This window comes from Paenibacillus sp. PastF-3, from assembly GCF_029893135.1.
In the GTDB taxonomy this organism is placed as follows: Bacteria; Bacillota; Bacilli; order Paenibacillales; family Paenibacillaceae; genus Paenibacillus_AQ; species Paenibacillus_AQ nitricinens.
On record NZ_JARXWM010000003.1, the window covers coordinates 267580 to 287510 of the forward strand.

At 44.6% G+C, this 19931-nt stretch carries 13 protein-coding genes; 3 read left to right on the forward strand and 10 right to left on the reverse strand.

Annotated features, from left to right (window positions below; genetic code table 11):
- Window positions 1–31: 31 nt before the first annotated feature.
- Genes M2444_RS08430 through M2444_RS08440 form a run of 3 tightly spaced genes read right to left on the reverse strand, consistent with a single transcriptional unit; the run spans window position 32 to window position 1954 of the window.
- Window positions 32–505 carry a YhjD family protein gene (locus M2444_RS08430; RefSeq protein WP_094869475.1) on the reverse strand — a complete coding sequence of 158 codons (474 nt, stop codon included), beginning with the start codon at window positions 503–505 and terminating at the stop codon, window positions 32–34.
- On the reverse strand, window positions 502–1764 hold the full coding sequence (locus tag M2444_RS08435) for a DNA polymerase IV (RefSeq protein WP_280786711.1): 1263 nt from the start codon (window positions 1762–1764) through the stop codon (window positions 502–504). Before M2444_RS08435 ends, M2444_RS08430 begins: the two co-directional genes overlap by 4 nt.
- Window positions 1757–1954: a hypothetical protein gene (locus M2444_RS08440; protein WP_280786712.1), complete on the reverse strand. Its 198-nt coding sequence runs from the start codon at window positions 1952–1954 to the stop codon at window positions 1757–1759. The genes M2444_RS08435 and M2444_RS08440 overlap by 8 nt, the downstream gene beginning before the upstream one ends.
- A 243-nt stretch (window positions 1955–2197) precedes the next feature.
- On the opposite strand from M2444_RS08440, the gene M2444_RS08445 reads away from it, so the two are divergent.
- Window positions 2198–3076, forward strand: coding sequence for a helix-turn-helix transcriptional regulator (locus tag M2444_RS08445; RefSeq protein WP_094869478.1), 879 nt, complete (start codon window positions 2198–2200; stop codon window positions 3074–3076).
- Window positions 3077–3120: 44 nt separating this feature from the next.
- Here M2444_RS08445 and M2444_RS08450 read toward each other — a convergent pair whose 3' ends face one another.
- Together M2444_RS08450 and M2444_RS08455 are read right to left on the reverse strand one after the other, a co-directional pair.
- Entirely contained in the window at window positions 3121–5304 is a 2184-nt protein-coding gene (locus M2444_RS08450; protein WP_094876935.1) for an alpha-galactosidase, read from the reverse strand.
- A gap of 237 nt (window positions 5305–5541) precedes the next feature.
- A complete protein-coding gene (locus M2444_RS08455) occupies window positions 5542–8007 on the reverse strand; it encodes a beta-mannosidase (protein ID WP_280786713.1) in 2466 nt (821 codons plus the stop codon).
- A gap of 132 nt (window positions 8008–8139) precedes the next feature.
- On the opposite strand from M2444_RS08455, the gene M2444_RS08460 reads away from it, so the two are divergent.
- A complete protein-coding gene (locus M2444_RS08460; protein ID WP_094876933.1) occupies window positions 8140–9003 on the forward strand; it encodes a helix-turn-helix domain-containing protein in 864 nt (287 codons plus the stop codon).
- Between the two features lie 26 nt (window positions 9004–9029).
- Here M2444_RS08460 and M2444_RS08465 read toward each other — a convergent pair whose 3' ends face one another.
- From M2444_RS08465 to M2444_RS08475, 3 genes are all read right to left on the reverse strand, one after another.
- Entirely contained in the window at window positions 9030–10643 is a 1614-nt protein-coding gene (locus M2444_RS08465; RefSeq protein WP_179283669.1) for an extracellular solute-binding protein, read from the reverse strand.
- 137 nt (window positions 10644–10780) lie between these two features.
- Entirely contained in the window at window positions 10781–11671 is an 891-nt protein-coding gene (locus M2444_RS08470) for a carbohydrate ABC transporter permease (RefSeq protein ID WP_042190738.1), read from the reverse strand.
- Window positions 11672–11698: 27 nt separating this feature from the next.
- On the reverse strand, window positions 11699–12655 hold the full coding sequence (locus tag M2444_RS08475) for an ABC transporter permease (RefSeq protein ID WP_094876932.1): 957 nt from the start codon (window positions 12653–12655) through the stop codon (window positions 11699–11701).
- Window positions 12656–12882: 227 nt separating this feature from the next.
- Here M2444_RS08475 and M2444_RS08480 point away from each other — a divergent pair, with 227 nt between their 5' ends.
- Window positions 12883–14637 (forward strand): cache domain-containing sensor histidine kinase, encoded by a 1755-nt coding sequence (locus M2444_RS08480; protein ID WP_280786714.1) that lies wholly within the window; start codon window positions 12883–12885, stop codon window positions 14635–14637.
- Between the two features lie 308 nt (window positions 14638–14945).
- On the opposite strand, the gene M2444_RS08485 is transcribed toward M2444_RS08480, so the two are convergent.
- Together M2444_RS08485 and M2444_RS08490 are read right to left on the reverse strand one after the other, a co-directional pair.
- Window positions 14946–18290 (reverse strand): S-layer homology domain-containing protein, encoded by a 3345-nt coding sequence (locus M2444_RS08485; protein ID WP_280786715.1) that lies wholly within the window; start codon window positions 18288–18290, stop codon window positions 14946–14948.
- Window positions 18179–19756, reverse strand: a complete 1578-nt coding sequence (locus tag M2444_RS08490) for a carbohydrate-binding protein (RefSeq protein WP_280786716.1) — start codon at window positions 19754–19756, stop codon at window positions 18179–18181. The genes M2444_RS08485 and M2444_RS08490 overlap by 112 nt, the downstream gene beginning before the upstream one ends.
- Between the last annotated feature and the right edge of the window lie 175 nt (window positions 19757–19931).

Here is a 19931-nt window from a genome sequence, read left to right on the forward strand (position 1 = left end):
CGCCAGTAATAATCCCTGACAAAGCCTTGTTTTATTTCAAGTGATCTTTTAATATTGCTCCTAGTTCAGCAGTGTATTTCGTCAACCTTAAGCTTATCTCTGTACGCATAACATCTCGGGTTAATCCAAAGCGTTCCTGATATCCCCGGCAAAAGATTTTGTAATACACCAAGAATTCCTCCTGTTCATCTGCCAGCACCCTGATATTCCGCTGTTTCAGCTCTTTTTGCAGCCGATAAGTATCCTGCATGATCCGGCGTTGAATGGCTTGCCCAGCCATCAAATAGGCGCGTTTAAGAATGTTGCTGGAGGGCTCGATCTCTTTCAAGCTCTTGCTAACCATGGTATCTATATAGGGAAGCAAAATGAGATCTCGAACCATCGTACGCTCCTCCATAGTTATCATTTTATCTGGGTTCACACGCTGCTGTTCCTCGTACTGCTCAACATGTTCGGTCATGATCATTTTCGTTTTCCAGCGCTCATTACCCTCAAGTTTACTCATTTATAGTGACCTCCAATCTGTTCAGCTCTTTCTAAGGCAACACCGGATTCCAGCATAGATGAAGCTCTGATTAGAGCTTTACTGCCATAACGGGCTTTTATTTGATCGATTGCACGTTCTTTGTTGTAAGCCCGAACCCTGTCATCAAAGAGTGTAAGTTGGATGACGCTATCATCTGATAGGTTAGACAAGGAAATCGCTAATCGACCTACGGGAAGGCCAGACCAGTTGTCTGCAAATAATTTTTGCGCAGCAGCAGCTACTTCGTGTGTTAGTGATGTCGGTTCGGGCAATGTCATCTGACGCTCGTAAGCGTTTGAACGCTCTCCGTCCGTCTCTAAAACTGAAATAGAAACTACCGATCCCATATAACCATACCGCCGGGCTCGCTGGCATACTTCAATGACGAGTTCAAGCAGCACAACCTCAATATCTGTATGCCGGGTGTATAAATTCCAGCGAAGAGCCTTGCCGTGTCCCACAGATTTGATCTGATGGCGCATTCCTGTGACCACTGGACTAGGATCCAGCCCGCGCGCAGTTTGCCAATAATATTCCGCTTGAATATCACTTTGCTTACCCATGGTGGTTCGCATTCGTTGCTTAAACTCTGACAGTTCCATTCGCGCAATGTCTCCAATTGTGGATATACCCATACGCCAAAAATTCTTGGTCATTCTAGACGCTACCATAAACATATCCTGCACCGGAAGTTTCCAAAGGGTCGTCTCTAATTGGTCAAAAGAAAGTTCATATATCCCATCCTTCATCTTCTTGGCGTAGTTATCTGTCGCCATCTTTGCCATAACCTTAGTAGATCCAATACCTACCCGTGTCCAGACTCCCGTCGAAAGTAATACATGGTGCTGAATTTTATGAATCATGTCCTGCAGCGATCCTCCGAAATACGCAAGGGATCCTGTGACATCCAGAAACTGCTCATCGATACTGTAGGGTTCTACCAGATCGGTATATGTTCGGTAAATCTCTGATATCAAGAGTGATACTTTAATGTAAGTCCCCATGCGGGGCCTTATTACGATTAGCTCCGGGCATTTTGCTAAAGCTTCACCTACACGCGAGGCCGTTGTTACCCCCTTCGCTTTTGCAAGCGGGCAGGCTGCCAGCACAATCCCGTTCATTCTTGTTGGATCCCCTACTGCAACAGGTTTATCTCGAAATTCAGGGTGGGCAGCTTTCTCCACAGAGGCGTAAAATGCCTGGCAATCAGACAGTAGAATGACGCGATTCTTAGGCATGACGTTGTTCCTGCACGGGTTGCCATGAAAGAATATTTGCTGCCAAGAACATGCGGGGCGTCCCTGTAGTCAGACAGCTTGCTCGTATGCGGCCGTCACGGATACTGTGTATTTCAATTTTTCGCTGGCTGATATTTCTCGCTTTATCCAGATATATAATTTCAATTATTTGGCCGATGCTGATTTGCATGCGATCGCCTCCATAAAAATAAGAACACTTGTTTGTATTATATGCGTAATCGGGAATTTTAAGCAACAAAAAAGGTGAGGTAATTTCCCCCACCACACCAGCTCTTATTTTTTAGAGCTGAGGCTTGCGTATTCAACAGAGATTGAACAGAGAACGAAAAAAGCTTACACTTTGATAGAGTAAACAACAGTAGTAAATTATTGATCTGTTCTCAAAAGCTTTTTTTAGAAAGGAAAGTTGCTAATGTACCGTTCCTCCTACACCTTTCGCTCGGAAGAAGAAGCTTCCATGCTTCTGTTTGATTCTATCGGCTGGGAACTACTCGATTCACCTGCCTATTCATTCAACGGCCAGAACCGGACGGAGAGAAGTTGTGTTATTTTTCAATACACATTATCGGGAGAAGGTAGAATTGAAATAGATGGGGTTGTTCATCGGTTAACGAAGGGCAAAGCTTTTTTAGTGACTGTCCCCAGCATACACAGGTACTATTATCCGGAAGAAGGCACCGAGCCTTGGGAAGTTTTATGGCTCAATCTACGGGGGCCTTTAGCGATTTCACTTTGGAACCAGCTCGCTGCTCATTGCGGTCCCATTGTAGAACTCCCTCAGGAATCGGTTTCAATAGATTTATTGTGGAATACATTCAAGGACATTCAGGTTCATGAAGAAAGAGATTTGCATCTTTTAACGGGAAAAGTCTTTCAGTGGATCTTGTCCATGGAGAAATACCTTAGGAAACCAAATTTATTAACTACCTATATAAAAAATGACAAGCTTCACGCCGCAATTCAATTCATGAAGGATAATCTGCATAATAATAATCTAAGCTTAGACGATGTTGCCGCTCATATTGGCGTTTCCAAGCATCATCTTTGCAGACTATTTCAAAAAAACATCAATCTTTCACCCTTTGAGTATTTAAAAAGACGGAGGATTGAGTTAGCAGCTTCTAAACTTAAAACAACAGATTTGAGTATCAACCAGATTGCGACGGAAACCGGATTTGATAATGCCAGCTATTTCGGAAAGGTTTTCCGGTCCTATTTTGGGGTCAACCCTTCGACTTACCGCGAACAGGATCTAGCGTTCCTCACCAAACATGTATTTTTCGAAAATTAATTCATATAAAAAAGGAGCAAACCCGTGGCTTGCTCCTCTTTTTATTAAACCTCTTTGAGTACAAATAGCAAACTTTTGAAATCGCCCTCAAGCTGTGGAAGAGTGAGTCCGAAGTGCATCAGCTCATCCCCTCTATACACTTCACCATTAAACTCAAGTTTGTAATTCTTAGCGGGGTCGAGTCCTTTCAACCGCAATCTGCGGAGAGGAGCATTAGGCTCAGCCAGAACTCTGAAATATGTGGCAAAAGCTTCTTTTTTATCCTCCGAAACAAACATCCACGCCGTCTGATTGCCTTCAAATGGACTAAGCAGTCGATAGAAATCTCCGAATTGAATCAGCATTCTCAGTTCTTTGTACTCAGAAACCTGCTTACGGATATCTTCGCGTTCAGCTTCAGTGAGCTTGGTCATATCTAGTTCGTAGCCGAAGTTACCAGACATCGCAACATGACCTCGTGTTTCCAATGGGGTGATACGGTGCACCTGATGGTTAGGAACAGCCGATACGTGAGCACACATAGAGCTTGCAGGGTACACCATGCTTGTTCCATATTGGATCTTCAATCTTTCAATCGCATCCGAGTCATCACTGGTCCAGGTCTGTGGCATATAGTACAGCATTCCTGGATCATATCGTCCGCCACCGCCAGAGCAGCTTTCGAACAGAATATGAGGGAAACGGGTGACGATACGTTCCAGCACATCATAAAGTCCAAGAATATAACGGTGAGCTGTTTCGCGTTGACGTTCTGCAGGAAGAAGAGCAGATCCAATCTCCGTCATATTCCGGTTCATATCCCATTTCACATAAGTAATCGGAGCCGATGACAGCACAGAGCTAACCGAATCCACAATATAATCACATACATCCTTACGGGATAAATCCAGTACAAGCTGCTGGCGGGCTAACGTTCTTTTGTGACCTGGTACATGAAGACACCAGTCCGGATGCTCACGATAAAGATCGCTTTCTGGCGATACCATTTCCGGTTCGAACCATAATCCGAATTCCATGCCCATTGCCGTAATGTCTTCCCCGAGTTTTCCGAGACCTTCCGGAAGCTTGTTGCGATCCTCTACCCAATCTCCGAGGGAGCTATCATCATTGTCTCGTTTCCCAAACCACCCGTCATCTAAGACAAACAGTTCAAGGCCAAGGTCTTTGCCTGCTTGAGCAATTTCTTTGATTTTATCTGCGTTGAAATTAAAATAGGTCGCTTCCCAGTTGTTGATGAGAATAGGGCGCTTCCGATCACGGAATTCACCTCTGCATAACCGGGTCCGATACAGACGGTGGTATGTTCTTGATAATCCACCAAGTCCTTGACTGGATCTTACCAGCACTGCTTCAGGAGCCTGGAAAGATTCTCCCGGTTCAAGCAACCATTGAAAATTAAACGGTTGAATGCCGATGCCCACTCTGGAAATCCCGTATGGATCCACTTCCGCTTGCGCAAGAAAGCTTCCACTGTACACAAGGCTGAACCCGTATACTTCACCATGATCCTCTGTTGCATCTTTTGCAAGCAAGGCCATAAACGGATTCTGCGTGGAACTACTGGCACCGCGTTTACTGTCAATTCGGTGGATACCAGGTACAAGTGGTCTTTTATAGATATGGCGTTCTCTCGTCCAAGTCCCAGATAATTGCAACATGTCATATTCCGAATCATGGAAATCAACATTTGCGCTTAATACACGTTTCAGTACTACATTATCCTTACCCTGATTCTCAATTCGCACGGAACGTGTGATTACATCCTGATCATTAAATACAGTGTAGCTTAATACAGCAATCAATCCCGTTTTGTCATCCTGAAGATACAGTTCCAGTGTCTCTGCTTCTGCTTCGCTTTCAACATAGGTGGATGGCAAACCCTTTAATGCAGGTTTTCCTTTATTAATCTTATGGCTCTTATACAGGAAATTTGTAACGCTCGTACCATCTACTAAATGAACCTCAAGCGCGGGTTCACGGAAATCGCCGTTTCCATAAGACGGAAATTCACTTGGAAGGGTGTCGAGGGAGATTTTTTTATCCTCCATCGTGTAGGTCGGGCTAAAGGAGCAACGTTCCACCAAATTCAGCGCTTGCACTATTCCCTCTAATTTAGGACCCCAATAAACATGCGCTGGAAGCTCACCTCTGACGAGTTCAATAATGTAGCTGGATTGCTCAGACTGTAAATGAAATACCTTGCGGCTGTCATCATAATAAATACTCATAATATCCTCCTACTCTTCTTTTCAGATCTTGCTGTTTGAAGTCTATTTTAAAGATAATTGGAAGGGGATACAATCTGAATATCTATACCTTCATTAGTAAAATATTGATCTATAAAAAATTCAATTTCATGTTATTAAGCTTTGCAAAACAATAAATGATTATTAGCGGCTATAGTAAAAAAAATACATAAAAAAAGAGGCCCAAGTTAAGGGCCTACTTCCTGTGAATCCTCCTATTTAAATATCAAATACGGAGTGTACAGTAAGCTGTGCACGAAGTTCCTCCACCGTAGCTGGCTTGTCGAGATCTTTTTTAGCGATGGTAATACTCCTAGTTGTACCACCCGACATATCAAAATAGTTGTCGCTGAAGATGGCATCTCTTTCCTTGAAGTCTAAGCCGACGAAACGAGCATAGGTCTTGGCCTTCACAGTAATTATGAATTGTTCTTCTTCCTCGGTAAGCACCGCATCAAGCTCAGGGTCAACGAAGCTAAAATGCTTCGGCTTAACAAACAGGACCGTTCCGCCGCTCTTCCTCTCCCCGTCTACCTCAAAAGCGTATTCCAGATAAGTCTCACGTTTCTTCCCTTTCGTATCCAATATGTGACCGAAATCAAGCTGTTCGAACTCAGCAGTACTTAATGCGGCAATCTCCACTGGCTTTGTGCCTTCCAGTAAGACCTCAGATGTCGCAGTGAGCAGTCTCCAACTCAGTTCACCAATAACTTGTTCTCTGCTTTCGTTAGAGACATGAAGGGAGACCTTCGTTCCTTCCTCATGGGCAGAAACAAGGATCGGCGCGAAGAAGTGTTTAGCCGCATAATGCATAGCCTTCCACCGGCCATAATAGTCGATACTGGACCAAGAAGCTACCGGCCAGCAGTCGTTCAACTGCCAATACAATGCACCCATACAGCGACCTCTATGTCTGCGCCAGTGCTCAACGCCGCAGCGCATCCCTTCTGCCTGAATCAGCTGCGAGGCATATAGCACAGACTCGAAATCTTTCGGATATTTGTAGGTCTCTCCGATATAGTAGAGAATTTTCTCATTCCCGGTATTGTTCTTCTGATGAGACTCCATAACATAAGAGAAGATATTACGATCCTCCGGCAACGTGAACGTTTCGATGGTCTTCAAGCCCGGAAAGGACTGTAGCCCGAATTCAGACATATAGCGCGGATATAGCTTCCGGTAATCAGTAAATGGCTCCTTCCCATGCCAGACACCCCAGTAATGCATATCTCCGTAATTCTCGTCATTCGGCTTATCAAAGCTGCCCTTGGAGGATGGTGAAGCCCGCCAGTAGAAGGTATTTGGATCAATTTGTTTAGCGATTGCCGGTAGAAGCACCTCGTATTGCTTAATATAATCCGCCTTAAGCTGTAGAGAGTACTGCTTCTCCCAGTTCCATTCGTCCCAAGCCATCTCCTGCTCATTGTTTCCGCACCACAAGCCTAACGAAGCATGATGGCGAAGACGTTTCATGTTATCAATGGTCTCTTTCGTGATATTCTCCTCGAAAGCCTCGGTCAAGGCATAGATGCCGCACGCATAGAGATGATCCTGCCAGACGATAAGACCATATTCATCGCAGAGATCATAGAAATAATCATCCGGGTAATATCCGCCACCCCATACACGAATCGTATTGAAATTGGCAGCCACACAGCTTTGAAGCAAGCGATCTGTACGCTCCCTAGTCACACGCGGCAGAAGATTGTCCTCCAGAATATAGTCAGCACCTGTAGAGAAAATAAGCACACCGTTAACTTCAAATGCAAATGATTCTCCCCACTGGTCTTCTTCCTGCTTCACCGTAATGGTTCTGAGTCCAATCCGCAGTTCTCTGCGATCTAACTCCTGCGCCTTTTCCTCAAGTACAACCTCTACATTGTACAGCGGCTGAGCACCGAGATTATTCGGCCACCACAGCTCTGGCTCGGTAATTTCCAGTGTAATATGATGATCTGTTCCAATAGTCTCAATTACACGTTGCTCCCGAATTTGACCCGCTGGTGAATGAACTTTAACCACAATCTCCCGATCAGCCTCCAGCCAGCTCGCTGTCCTAACTCGAACATCCAGCGTGACCTTATCCTTCTCATGAAATTGTGTAATATAAACATCCTCAAGGCGGGCGCTGTTATAACCCTGAATAGAGAGACTCCGCCAGATTCCCAGATCAGGCAGCTTCGGACCCCAATCCCAGCCAAACATGGAGTGCGCTTTGCGCAGATGAGATATCCCCTCTACCGCATCAGCACATCCACTAAGCGGCAACTCCGCTTGCTTCCTGAGGGTAAACTCTACGGGGGAGCGGAAAATAGCATGAATGATATTCTCACCGGGTATCAATACAGACTTAATATCCACTTCATAGGTCCGGTGCATATTGTCACTATTCAGAATATTCGTTCCATTCAGGTAAAGCTCACAAAGCGTATCCAGCCCTTCACACAGCAGAAAGATGTGGTCATGCTCTAGCACTCCCGCCTCCAGCTGAAAGGTACGCTGATATTCGTAATCATAATTGGACAGTTCCAGAACCTCATGCTCCTGCTCGCGGTAGAACGGATCTGGCATTGCTCCGGCGTTCAACATATCATGGTAGACAGAGCCTGGTACACTGGCTTCCAGCCAATTTGGTTCATCAAGCCGTTTCATTTTCCATTTTCCATTTAGATCGATAAGTTGCATATTTTCGCCTCCACAGATGTGCTATTTTGACTTCTTGTATTAAAATCTTAACAGAAATATGTATACATTTCTTCTATTGTGTTCGCAAAAATAGTGTGCTATTTTAACATCATCAAACGCTGGAGGAAGAGCATGATCAAATACACCGAGGCAAGCCACATCAACCCCGAATTGCTAGCTGATCCCTTCTGGGTAGAATCTCTGAGTCAGGTATCCCCAGAACATACGCATGATTTTTATGAATTTTTTATACTCACTGAAGGCCGATGCCGGCATATTGTCAACGGGGCTACCCAGCTTCTTCAATCTGGCTGCCTCGTCTTCATCCGGCCCGATGATACTCATCACTATGAAGCTGACGGGGATAACGATTGCCGCTTTCTCAATATTCCCTGCCGAAAAAGCCTCATTAATGATGCCTTTAGTTACCTGAATGAAGAAGAATTCCTGCACGGGCTATTAAATACTCCGCTTCCTAGAATCGCCATGCTATCTCAACTGGAGATGGATGATTTCATTCGTGCTTTTGACCGTATCCGAATGCTCTCTACCTTAGACAAAGTAAAGTCCAGGATTTATCTGAAAGGAATACTCGTAGATACACTTACCCAGCATTTTTTCTCTCCAGAAACCATCGAGCAGCCTGAATTCCCATTGTGGCTCGAACATGCCGTTTCCAAGATGCATCTAAAAGAAAACCTGAACAAAGGTCTTCATACCCTGTACGAGTTGTCGGGCAGAAGTGCCGGTCATGTCAACCGGGCCTTCCGCCAGTATTTGAACCAGACACCGACAGAATATATCAATCAACTTAGGCTCAACGTGGCACGTAATCTATTACTTACTACTGAACTGCGTGTGGTCGAAATCGCCCTGGAATCCGGCTTTGAGAATGTCAGCCATTTCTATCATCAATTCAAAAAGTACTATCACCAGGCCCCGCTAGATTTCCGCAAAAATACGCATGCCATAACAAAAGGCTCCCCCTCTGCCTGAATGCAGAGAGGAAGCCCTTACATTAATTATTTTGAATTCCACAATTCCATACGTTCTGCGTACTTCTGGTTAATAATTTCTTCTACTTTCTCATCCCCAGCCTTTTTCATATCCGCAAGCATCTTGTCAAATACGGAATTAGCTTCGGCTTCCGATGGAGCAATGATCACTCTCGTAATGCTTTGATCCATAATATCTTTTACCTTCTGTGCAGTCAGGGCTTCAGGTGTTCCCCCGTCAGGGGTCAGGTTGTCATATTCCGCTGTATCCCATACGGAGTCCCCAAGACTCTTGATCGCCAACTGATCTACTTCACTGCGTTGATATTTAACCGCCATATCGTAAGGCTGTTCATTGGCATCCAGACCATTTTTAATAAACCATAACCATTTGCGGACACCGCTTTTCTTCACTGTGTCATCCCAATTTTCCTTGAAGCTATCCAAGATTGCAGGGTCTGGTTGTCTCTTGCCATCCACCATGGTGTATTGAACGCCTTCTTGACCCCACAGCAGTAAATGCTGCCCTTCATCACTCGCCAAGAAATTGAACAGCTTCATTGTTTCTTCAGGGTGCTTGTTATTCTTAGTGATAGCGATGGCATCCCATCCCAGTGAGCTTCTTGGTCCAGATGTCGTTTGGGTAGGGTCTGTGCCTGGTGCCACAACCTTATAAGGGAAGAATTGATTATCTTCGCCGCCATCCTTCTTCAAAGTACCATTCGCGTTACCTGGGTCCCAATATGCGCCTGGAGTAGAGAATACTGCGCCGGTAGCCAGCTTTTGAATCCAGGTTTGTGTTTTACTAATGGCAAATTCCTTTTCGATCAGACCTTCTCTGTATAATTTGTTCACATAGAGCAGCATTTCACGATACTTAGGATCCTTAACATCATATTGCAATTTCCCATTATTATCGTAGTAGGTTTTCAGCCCCCACATGCCCTTGAACGTTCCAAGGTTGGCTCCCATATTCTCACCGTTCATGGTCATTGGAACAGATTCTTTTCCATCAATCGTCTTATTTTTCGCTTTAAAATCCTTCAAAATTGCTTCTAATTCATCTGTTGTGAGCGGTGCTCTGCCATCTGCTTTGTCCGGAGCCAGACCTGCAAGCAGATTTTTTCTCATCAGCATCCCAAAGACTGGGTCACTATCTAATCCATACCAGTTAGCCAAGTAATAGTTCTTTCCGTCTTTATAACGCGTCTTGGTCAGTGTGTCGCCATACATTTCCTTGATATCAGGACCATTCTTCTCAATCAACTCATCGAGTGGAATGAAGGCACCGCTTGTGATGTATTTATCAAGTGAAGCATCCCCGCGGCTCATCACGACCACATCTGGATAGTCGCCGCTGGCAAGCATCAAGCTTAGCTTCTCTGTCGGATTTCCTGTTGGCTGCTGAATGGAGATCTCAATGCCAGTCTTTTTAGTGATTTCTTGGGCGACAGCATCAGTAAAAGGCTCTCCCTTAGTATTTGAATCAAACCATGTAAGTGTAATCGGCTCTTGTTTTGTATTGTCTCCAGCCGCTTTGTTTGTATTGTCTGTTCCATCATTAGAGCCACAGCCCGCTAATAGACCCACAGATAATGCAGCTGTCATACTTACGCTCAACAATTTGTTTTTCTTTATCATAGACACCCTAATTCCTCCCATTAATTAAGTTACGTCACAAGTCTATCAAGCAACCAAGCAAGTCTGTCCGCTCACCCCCCTTCAGGGCCGCCAGCTGGACAACTCCTCTCCGGCTGGCGTTCGGTTATTTAACCATATTAACTCTTAACAGCTCCCAAAGTCATACCCTTAACAAAATACTTTTGCAGGAACGGATACACTAGAACGATAGGCAATGTTGCAACCATCGTCGCTGCCATCCGGATCGTATCGCTTGAAACCGCATTTCGCTTGGCGGAGTTTGCCAGCATTTGCGATTGCGATACCATACCTCCGGTCTGGAATTGACTCAGTATTTTGACGAGTACAGCTTGCAAGGTCTTCAGGTCTGAGCTGTAAGTAAAGGCATAAGAGTCAAACCACGAGTTCCAATGTGATATTGCCTGAAAGAGGCCCACTGTCGCGAGTACTGGTGTTGTTAACGGCAGCACAATCCGGAAGAAAATCATTAAGTCGTTCGCTCCATCTACTTTCGCTGACTCCTCAATCTCACCAGGCAATCCCTCCATAAAGGTACGGACAATAATCATATAGAAGACATTCATCAAGCCTGGCAGAATAAAAACGGAGAAAGTGTCGATCATATTCAGGGCTTTAAGCACCATGTAATAAGGAATCAAACCGCCTCCGAAATACATCGTAAAGACGAAGTAAAGGTTCCAGCCCTTGCGTCCCATCAAATTCCGCCGGCTTAGCGGATAAGCAAGCATCGTAATCACAAGAACCGACAGTGGTGCACCAATTACGGTCCGTTTAACCGTTACCCATATCCCATTCATAATTTCGGTATCTTTCAAAATTTGTTTATAGCTATCAAAGGTGATATCTCTTGGCCAAAAGTAGACGCCACCACGAACAGTATCCTCAGCAGCATTTAATGAAAGCACGAGAATATTCCAAAAAGGTAAGAAGGTAACTAGCAATACAAGAATAAGAATCAAATATACAAAACACTTAAAGATATGATCTCCGTATCTGTTCAAAAACATCTCAAGCGCTCCTCTCCATTTTGTTATTTAGAACAACGCTTGGTCGTTCACTTTTCTAGAAATTCGATTCACGATTACAACAAGAATGAAGGCAATAACGGATTTGAATACCCCCACGGCAGCCCCGTATGAGAACATGCTGTTTTGCAGCCCGTATTTGTATGCATAAATATCGATAACTTCCGAGTACTCAAGCACAGTGTTATTTTGCAACAGATATTGTTGTTCAAAGCCGGCATTCAAAATACCTCCGACTGCAAGAATCGCCAATATCACGATAGTTGGACGTAAAGCAGGGAGCGTAATATTCCACATTTGCTTGAATCGGCTAGCTCCATCTACTCTTGCGGCTTCGTAAAGCTCCGGATTAATAGCGGATATTGCAGCAAGGTACATAATGGCGCTAAAACCCATTTCTTTCCACATATTAGATAAGGCGATAATCCACCAGAATAAAGGTCCGTTTTGTAGAAAAGCTACTGGTTCGTCCACAATCCCGAGCGTTACTAGAAGATTGTTGAACATCCCATCGGAAGCTAGCAGTGTAATTACAATGTTAGCGGCGATAACCCATGAGATAAAATGCGGAAGATAAGAAACCGTCTGCGTAAAGCGTTTGAAAAATCCCTGTTTTGCTTCATTCAGCACAAGCGCGAGTATGATCGGCGCCGGAAATCCGAATAACAAGGTCAAGAGGCTTGTCGCAAGCGTATTACGCATTACACGGTAGAAGTCTCCTGTGGTAAAGAAATATTCAAACCACTTAAAGCCCACAAAGTCGGCATGGAAAAATTGTTGAAAAAATGTTCCTCCACCCGGTTGATAGTTTGTAAATGCCATATACATACCAAACATAGGTCCATAGGAAAATAGCAATGTCGCAATTATGGCAGGGAGCATTAGCAAAAATAACCATTTCTGCTCTTTTAATCTGTACCAAAAATTATTGCCCCTGACTGTTTTGATAGCGCTTGCTTTATGCATCAAATACCCTCCCTTTTTATTTCGTGCAGCATGCCCTGCTACATCTCGATTCAGCTTCTCTCCTATTTATCTTAAGTCCGTATAGAACTCCTTTCTATACTTCAATCCTCCGAAAGATAGCGCTTTTTAAAGGAGTTTCGGTACATTCGAGCATTGGATTTCGATATTCAGTCTGATATGATAAACTTGGCTTTCCGTGAATTCACAGTAAAGAAGGGACTTCTACGATGCGTCATTTCTACAAAAAGTATATTTATATGCCTTTTATTGACCTTAGCTTTCGCTCCAAGCTGTTCCTTGTGTTCGTTCTGGTCACCATTATTCCAATGATGTTATTAGCCTACCTTTCCTACGAGTTAACAAAATCAAAATTAACAGATCAGATTTACAGCAATATGATGAATTCGACGGCGCAGATCAATAAGAACCTGGAGAACAAACTGGACAGTTATGAGCATATTTCCGCTTCCATTTACTTGGATAACAGACTGGCCACTTATCTCACAAGCGAATACCAGGATGATCCATCTTATCTAGACGTCTATCAATATATTGGCAATCGTATAGACACGGTACTGGCCGCTTATCCCGATTTTGGTAGCGTTTTCATTTATTCGGAAAATGAATCACTTCCCAAAGATGATTATTATATCAAGCCTGTGACACCTGAGGTTAAAAATACAGCGCTGTACAAGCAGCTGATGCAATCTCACGGGAATATTATTCATCTATCCTCACCGCAGTCACAAGATAATCCCGCGATGTTTACACTAGCCAGGTTACTGAACAATAATCGCAATCAATATCCCTACGGTATTCTGGTTTTCGAAATATCCGAATCGGTGATCTATTCTTTAATGGAGGAAGAGACGGGTGGCAAAGATATTTTTATTGTTAATGACAAGGGCCTTATATTATCAGCTGCTGACAAGCACTTATTAAATACAAGTCTGCCGGAAATGCTTGATCAGAGCTTTGATGAATCGCCTTCTGGCCGATTTGATACTACATATAATGGGGTAAAAGCATTCGCCGTCTACAATACGCTAAAAAACGGATGGAAAACCGTATCTATCTTTCCTTATGACAGTATCATTCAGGATGCCAAATCACTGTCCGAGCTCATCATCAAAATTTCTTTAGCTTTTATAGTCGTAGCATTAATACTGATATATATTACGGCATCGCTGTTCAGCAAACGTATTCGCACGTTAATCCGAATGATCCGGCGGCTTGAACGTGGTGACTTCAACCCTACGAATGATGAGTATTTAGGCAATGATGAGATTGGCCAGCTTCATTTTGCCTTCAAGCAAATGACTACACGCTTAAAGAGCCTAATCACCGAAGTGTATCAGAAGGAGCTACAGAATAAGGAGGCAGAGCTTAACCTGCTTCAGGCTCAGATCAACCCCCATTTTCTCTACAATACACTGGGCTCCATTTCGTCTCTTGCCCTAAAACATCAAGATACCCGTATTCAGGATTTGGTGCTTCATCTCGCCAAGTTTTATCGCATTTCCCTGAATAAAGGGAAGAGCATCTTAACTATTAATGAAGAATTGAAGCTGACGCAAAGCTACAATGCCATTCAGCTGATCCGATTCAAAGGACAATTGAACATCACCTACCATGTGGATGAAGTGATCTTACCTTACTCTACAGTCAAGCTAGCCTTGCAGCCTTTTGTAGAAAATGCGGTGCTTCATGCTGTGTGGAATCAGGAAAGCCCGCTAAATATTCATATCAAAGGAGTAATAAAAGATAATGATATTCTTCTATCCGTGATTGATGATGGTATGGGGATGAGTCGTGAGACACTTCACGCTTTACTTGAGGATAAGCCCGGACGAGGTTATGGGATTTCAAACGTAGATCGACGGATAAAACTGAGATTTGGGGAGCATTACGGCGTTACAGTGTTTAGCAGACTCGGAATAGGTACCACTGTGCAAATTCGCTTGCCGCAAAAGGAACTGTAAGGAACGACGCATCTGAATAATCGCAAAGCTTATTGAGAAATCAGAAATATTGATTAACAATTAGGGAAATTCGCCCGATTATTAGGGAGGATTTCCCTAATTACATTGCATCCAGGAATTTTCCGGCTATTTTTAGGGAGATTTTCCCTAATCGCTCTCACCTAGCCTAGTTGCCACGAGCCCCTCGATATAACCATTATCATTAGGACGCTAGCTACTTAATAAAGCTTCAGTGAACACCAAAAACGAAGGAGCTAAGCATCTAGAGATCGCTTAACTCCTTCGTTCATTTCTATATTTGCAATATTTTACTTCATAATCAAGTTATAGATCACTTGGGTCGCTTCTGCTCGGGAAGCGATCCCTTTTGGTGCAAACAGACCTTCACTTTGGCCTTGAACCAGTCCTAGGCTGGCTGCTCCCTTTACAGAAGATGCTGCCCAAGAGGAGACTTGCTTCATATCGGTGAATGCCACGTCAGCTGAAGCAACAGTTACTTTGCCATTCTTCAGCTCATAGGCTTTCATTAACATGACCGTGATTTCTTCACGGGTAATCTGTGCAGACGGCTCGAACTTGGTTGCATTTCTGCCGCTCACGATGCCCGCCTTGTAAGCGATAGAAATGGACTCCGCGTACCAAGCAGACGGTGCAACATCAGCAAAGCTAACCTCTCCTCTTGTGGTCAGCCCAAGGGAATGAACGAGCATAGAGGTGAACTCAGCACGTGTAATCGCACGGTTTGGTTCAAACTTGTCTTTGCTAGTCCCTTGAACATACAGCTTGGCCGCCAGTTCTTGGATTGCAGGACTAGCCCAGTGATGGGCTGGCACATCGACAAAGCTCCGTTTAAGCTCCAGCACAGCATATTTACTAAAGTGATTAACTTGTGCTGTCAATACACCATCAGCATAATTCGCAGAGATATATTCCAGCTTACCGTTATCCGCAATATAGTAAATGCCTCCACGCCTCAAATCAAAACCTTCTCCCACTGACAAGCTTAGCGTAATGGGTTGATCGAACGCAGAAAGCTTTTCTGTTGTGCCAGTTTTCGGGGTCACCGACAGACTGAACTCATAGATATCACCCATGAGTCTAACCTGTGCATGAGTAGTTCCCTCCGCTGCAGCAATGATCTCATTAGCCTTGCTGCTGAATGGTGCTAATTTCAGGGTTATCGTGCTATCTTCCCGCTGACCTTCCGGTAGCTTGCTCTGCAACTGGCGGAGCAGATCCGCAGGCACCTTCATGGAGAACTTACCGGACTTCAGAACCAGCGTGTGATTCGCCAGCTGGCGAACAATATCAGAGGATAATTGTATCTGCTGTGTATCTCCCTTAATCTCCACGATGACATTACCAGATGCACTATCCACCTTCAGCATCTCTCGTGTAAGGATTAGAGTGCCCGCGCCATTCTCTTGGTCTACAATGCTACCAGGAGTACCGTTGTGGTTACCCGGATTCGCAGGCACTTCAGGATTTCCCGGTTCTACAGTAGAGGCTGCTTTGACTGTAACTTCTGCCGTAGCTTTGAAGCCGCCGTCTACTGTTTCCACCGTAATTGTGGTTTTCCCAGCATTTACAGCCGTTACTGTTCCATACACTACGGTAGCTACAGACGTATCGCCTGAAGTCCAGTGTACTGCTTTATTCGCCGCCTCTTCTGGAGATAGCGTAGCCGTCAGCTTTCCGGTTGCACCAGCAGTTAATGTTAGCTCTGTCTTATCTAGCGATACACCTGTAACTTTCTTAGGTGCAGCTGTTAATTTTACCAGTTTCGATTCAGCCGGCTGCATGGACAATGCAAGTGTTCCTGAAATCGTCGAAACCTCTCCCGTCCATAGGTCTTGCATCGTGTACGAATCCGCTGCGTCCAATCCGGCTCTACCCAGATTCACCGTTTTGTCTGCAGAAGCATTGGCGCTGTAGTTGAATACAGTCAGATAATAATCGTTGCCGTCTTTCATCACAAAAGTATCCGCTGCATTGGCATTCGTATTCCCTTCCAGCGGCTTGAACACTTTTCCTTTTAACGCTAATTCGAGAATCTCCTTGTTGTTAAATAAGGCAGTCATGTACTCCTGTGCCTTTGGATCGTTAACATCATCAGAGCCGAGAAGTACGGTACCGGCGATGACGCCAGAGTTCATGCGGCTGCGAGCTTCAGTTAAGCTGGAAGCACGGGCCAACGCCAAATGATCGGGATCCGTATAGGTGTAGATCGTGCCATTTTGCCAGAAGCCATAAGTCAACGAATTCAGCATGTACTCCGTTTCATTGATCTTACCGTAGGTATCGCAGGAAATACGTCTGCTGTGTGCATATTGACTTGGAAAGATTGGCGCAATAGATGCGCTAATGAACATTTTTCCATCCAAACGTTCTTTCACATAACGCATTCCTTCATTATAAGCTTGAATCCCTGTCGTTACGGTTGAATCGAAATGTTGTCCCTCAAGCGAACCGTGCGTCAAGAAATCCAATTTGATGAAGGTAAAGCCCAGAGCCTTAAATTTGTCCAAAAAATAATTCATGCGCAGCTTAGCACCTGGATGTGTCACATCCAGAGGAAAAGCCCCATCCAGCGTCGGCAGCGGTTTACCCTCAGCATCTTTGAGGACAATATCGCCATACGTATACTTATTGTCGGTACCCTCTACCGGCTGGCTCATATTGTTGCCCCAATAGACAAATGGTGCCCAATAGATACCTGCATGCTGACCATTACCCTTAATGACTGATACAGCGTCAGCAAGCTGCTTATCATTCAAATTGTCCCAATAGGAATCCATATTAATAAATACATTACCGTTATTATTGAAATCATTTAGGTGCTCCTTATAATAATTGGAGACATCCACAACGTCTTGGTATGAAAGTGTACCTTCGTAAGCTCCCCAGCTGTTAAAGCCAACCGGCACGCCTTGCGGCAACTCAGGATTCAGCAACAGTGGAGGTGTGATGATCGCATTAGCTTTTCCGTATTCCTCAAGTCCTGTGCGGTAATCACTGAATGCCCCCACCATAATCAGCGGCGAAGACAATTCTGCGCCTGTAAGGATGCCATGAGGTTGTGTATCTCGGGTAACATCACTTGCAGCGCCGCCATAAACCACCAGTTCGTTGAGCCGATTAGAAGAACCCTTCCAGTCGATCCCGGTCTTCCACGTATCATGAGTGACCGACCCTAGCACAAGGCCGCTGCGTGTCGAGTTATTAAAGATAGTCGTCATTTCATAGCTGGTATCCGCTCGGTTCACAGATTGAGATTTATAACGAATCCAAGCATCATTGTCAAAAGGAACGGTCAGCACCCGGTTATCTGCACTGGCACCGATATCTACTCCACCTGAACGTTTTACGGTAATAGGTGACATATAATTCGTCTGTAGCGCCGTATCGTTAACGGCATCCAGACGAGTTAAGAAATACTTCTGATCGTCATAAAACTTGTAAACCTGTTTGAGTGTTGGCTGTCCAGCTGAGGTGTGAACAAAAGTAAGCTCCACTCCTTTACCGAAGCCATCTTGAATTTCTACCGGAGCACCAGCACTTGTATGATTCTCATAGTTTTTAGTTTCAACGAGAGTCTCACCGAGTTTAATGCTGCTATAGATTCCTTGCAGCTTCTGATACCATCCGTCCATTTGTAGCTTGCATATCCAGACTTCGTATTATAAGACACTTCATATTGTCCATTCGATACGAGTGTTCCATAAGTATATTCGGTAACGGTGATGGCCCCGTAGTTATTCGAAGTCCCTGGTGTCCCCAGATCACCCTCCTCTTCAACTGGAGGATTAGGATCTGTACCCAATGCCGGTTCTACAATAATTCGATCCAGATCTGGCGCATACCAGTTGCCGTCTGAGAATTTGATTGTATTCTCGCCTTCGTTCAGGGGCAGGGTAAGCTCATATGTGAGAGCTGTATCCCAGTCCGGCGTCTTAGGCAGCTCATAATATTGTTCAACTCCGCCATTGGCGCTTACATAGAAACTGCGTGGGTCTCCTGAAAAGTATGCTACCGTGATTCGGTAATCACCTGGCATTGGAGCTGTAATCTTGTTGAAGGTTATAGAGCTACCTCCATTCAGGTACCCTACCTTCTGACCGCCAGAAGCATTCGGGCTATCGCCAACTCGTGCTTCTCCAGTTAAATCATTGACCGGAGACTCCGCTTCATAACTGATCGTATACGGAATGACTTCAATCCGGTCGAAATCTGGAGAGTACCAGTCATGATCCGAGAAAGTGATCGTGTTCAACCCTTCCTGCAGGGAGGCTTCTACATCATAAGTCCCTACCGTATCCCAGCTTGCTGTCTTTGGCAGATCAACCAATTCATCCTGTCCATCATTCACCTGTATATAGACAGGCCGCTGGTCACCGGAAATATAGGAAATACGGATCAAATACGTTCCCGCTGCCGGCACAGTGACATTTGTGAACTGTAAAGTACTGTTTTTATTCATATCCTTTACAATTTTGCCACCGGAACCAACGCTGCTGTCCGCTATTTTGGCGTTGCCTGTAATTATATTTTCAGGCGCTTCGGCTTCTATGATTGCACCATGCAGCTTCTCCTTCCAGTCGCCTCCAGATCCTTCACCTGGTTCGCTGTCGTCCAGTCCACGAATTACGATCTTGTCGATGTCTGGAGAATACCAGTTGTTGTCATCAATCAGGATACTGTTCTCTCCAGCATTCAGCGGAAGTGTCACATCATAAGCTCCCACCGTATCCCAATCCACTGTCTTGGGTGGTTCTTCAAACTGCTTATCGCCGCCATTGGCACTGATATTGAATGGCCGCGAATCGCCAGAAAAATAGTATACTGTAATTTTATAATTCCCACTCACACTTACAGTCACATGATTGAACTGCAAAGTGCTTCCTTGATACATGCCTCCGACTTTCTGCCCCCCGGAAGCCGCTGGGTGTTCAGAAATAGAAGCATTGCCAGTCATAGCATTTCCATCAGCTTCAGCTTCATAGGTAGTATTCTCCGTATCATCGGCATAAACCGTACTGACAAGCTGACCGCCACTGCCTATTACCAAGCAGATGATGACAAAGAACAAAAATCCTCTTTTCATTGCTTTCCCAAACATTTAATCCCTCCGTTTGTAGGTCTCCTTGCACTTTTGTGATATTCGGGCTATATCTGTCCATCAAGTCATCAAAGGAGTTGGTTAAGAAGCATCTTGAAAGCGCTACCGATTTTCGATGAACTAAAACTCCTTTGATTGCCTTGATGAATGAAGCCCCTCACATGTGCTAGTTATA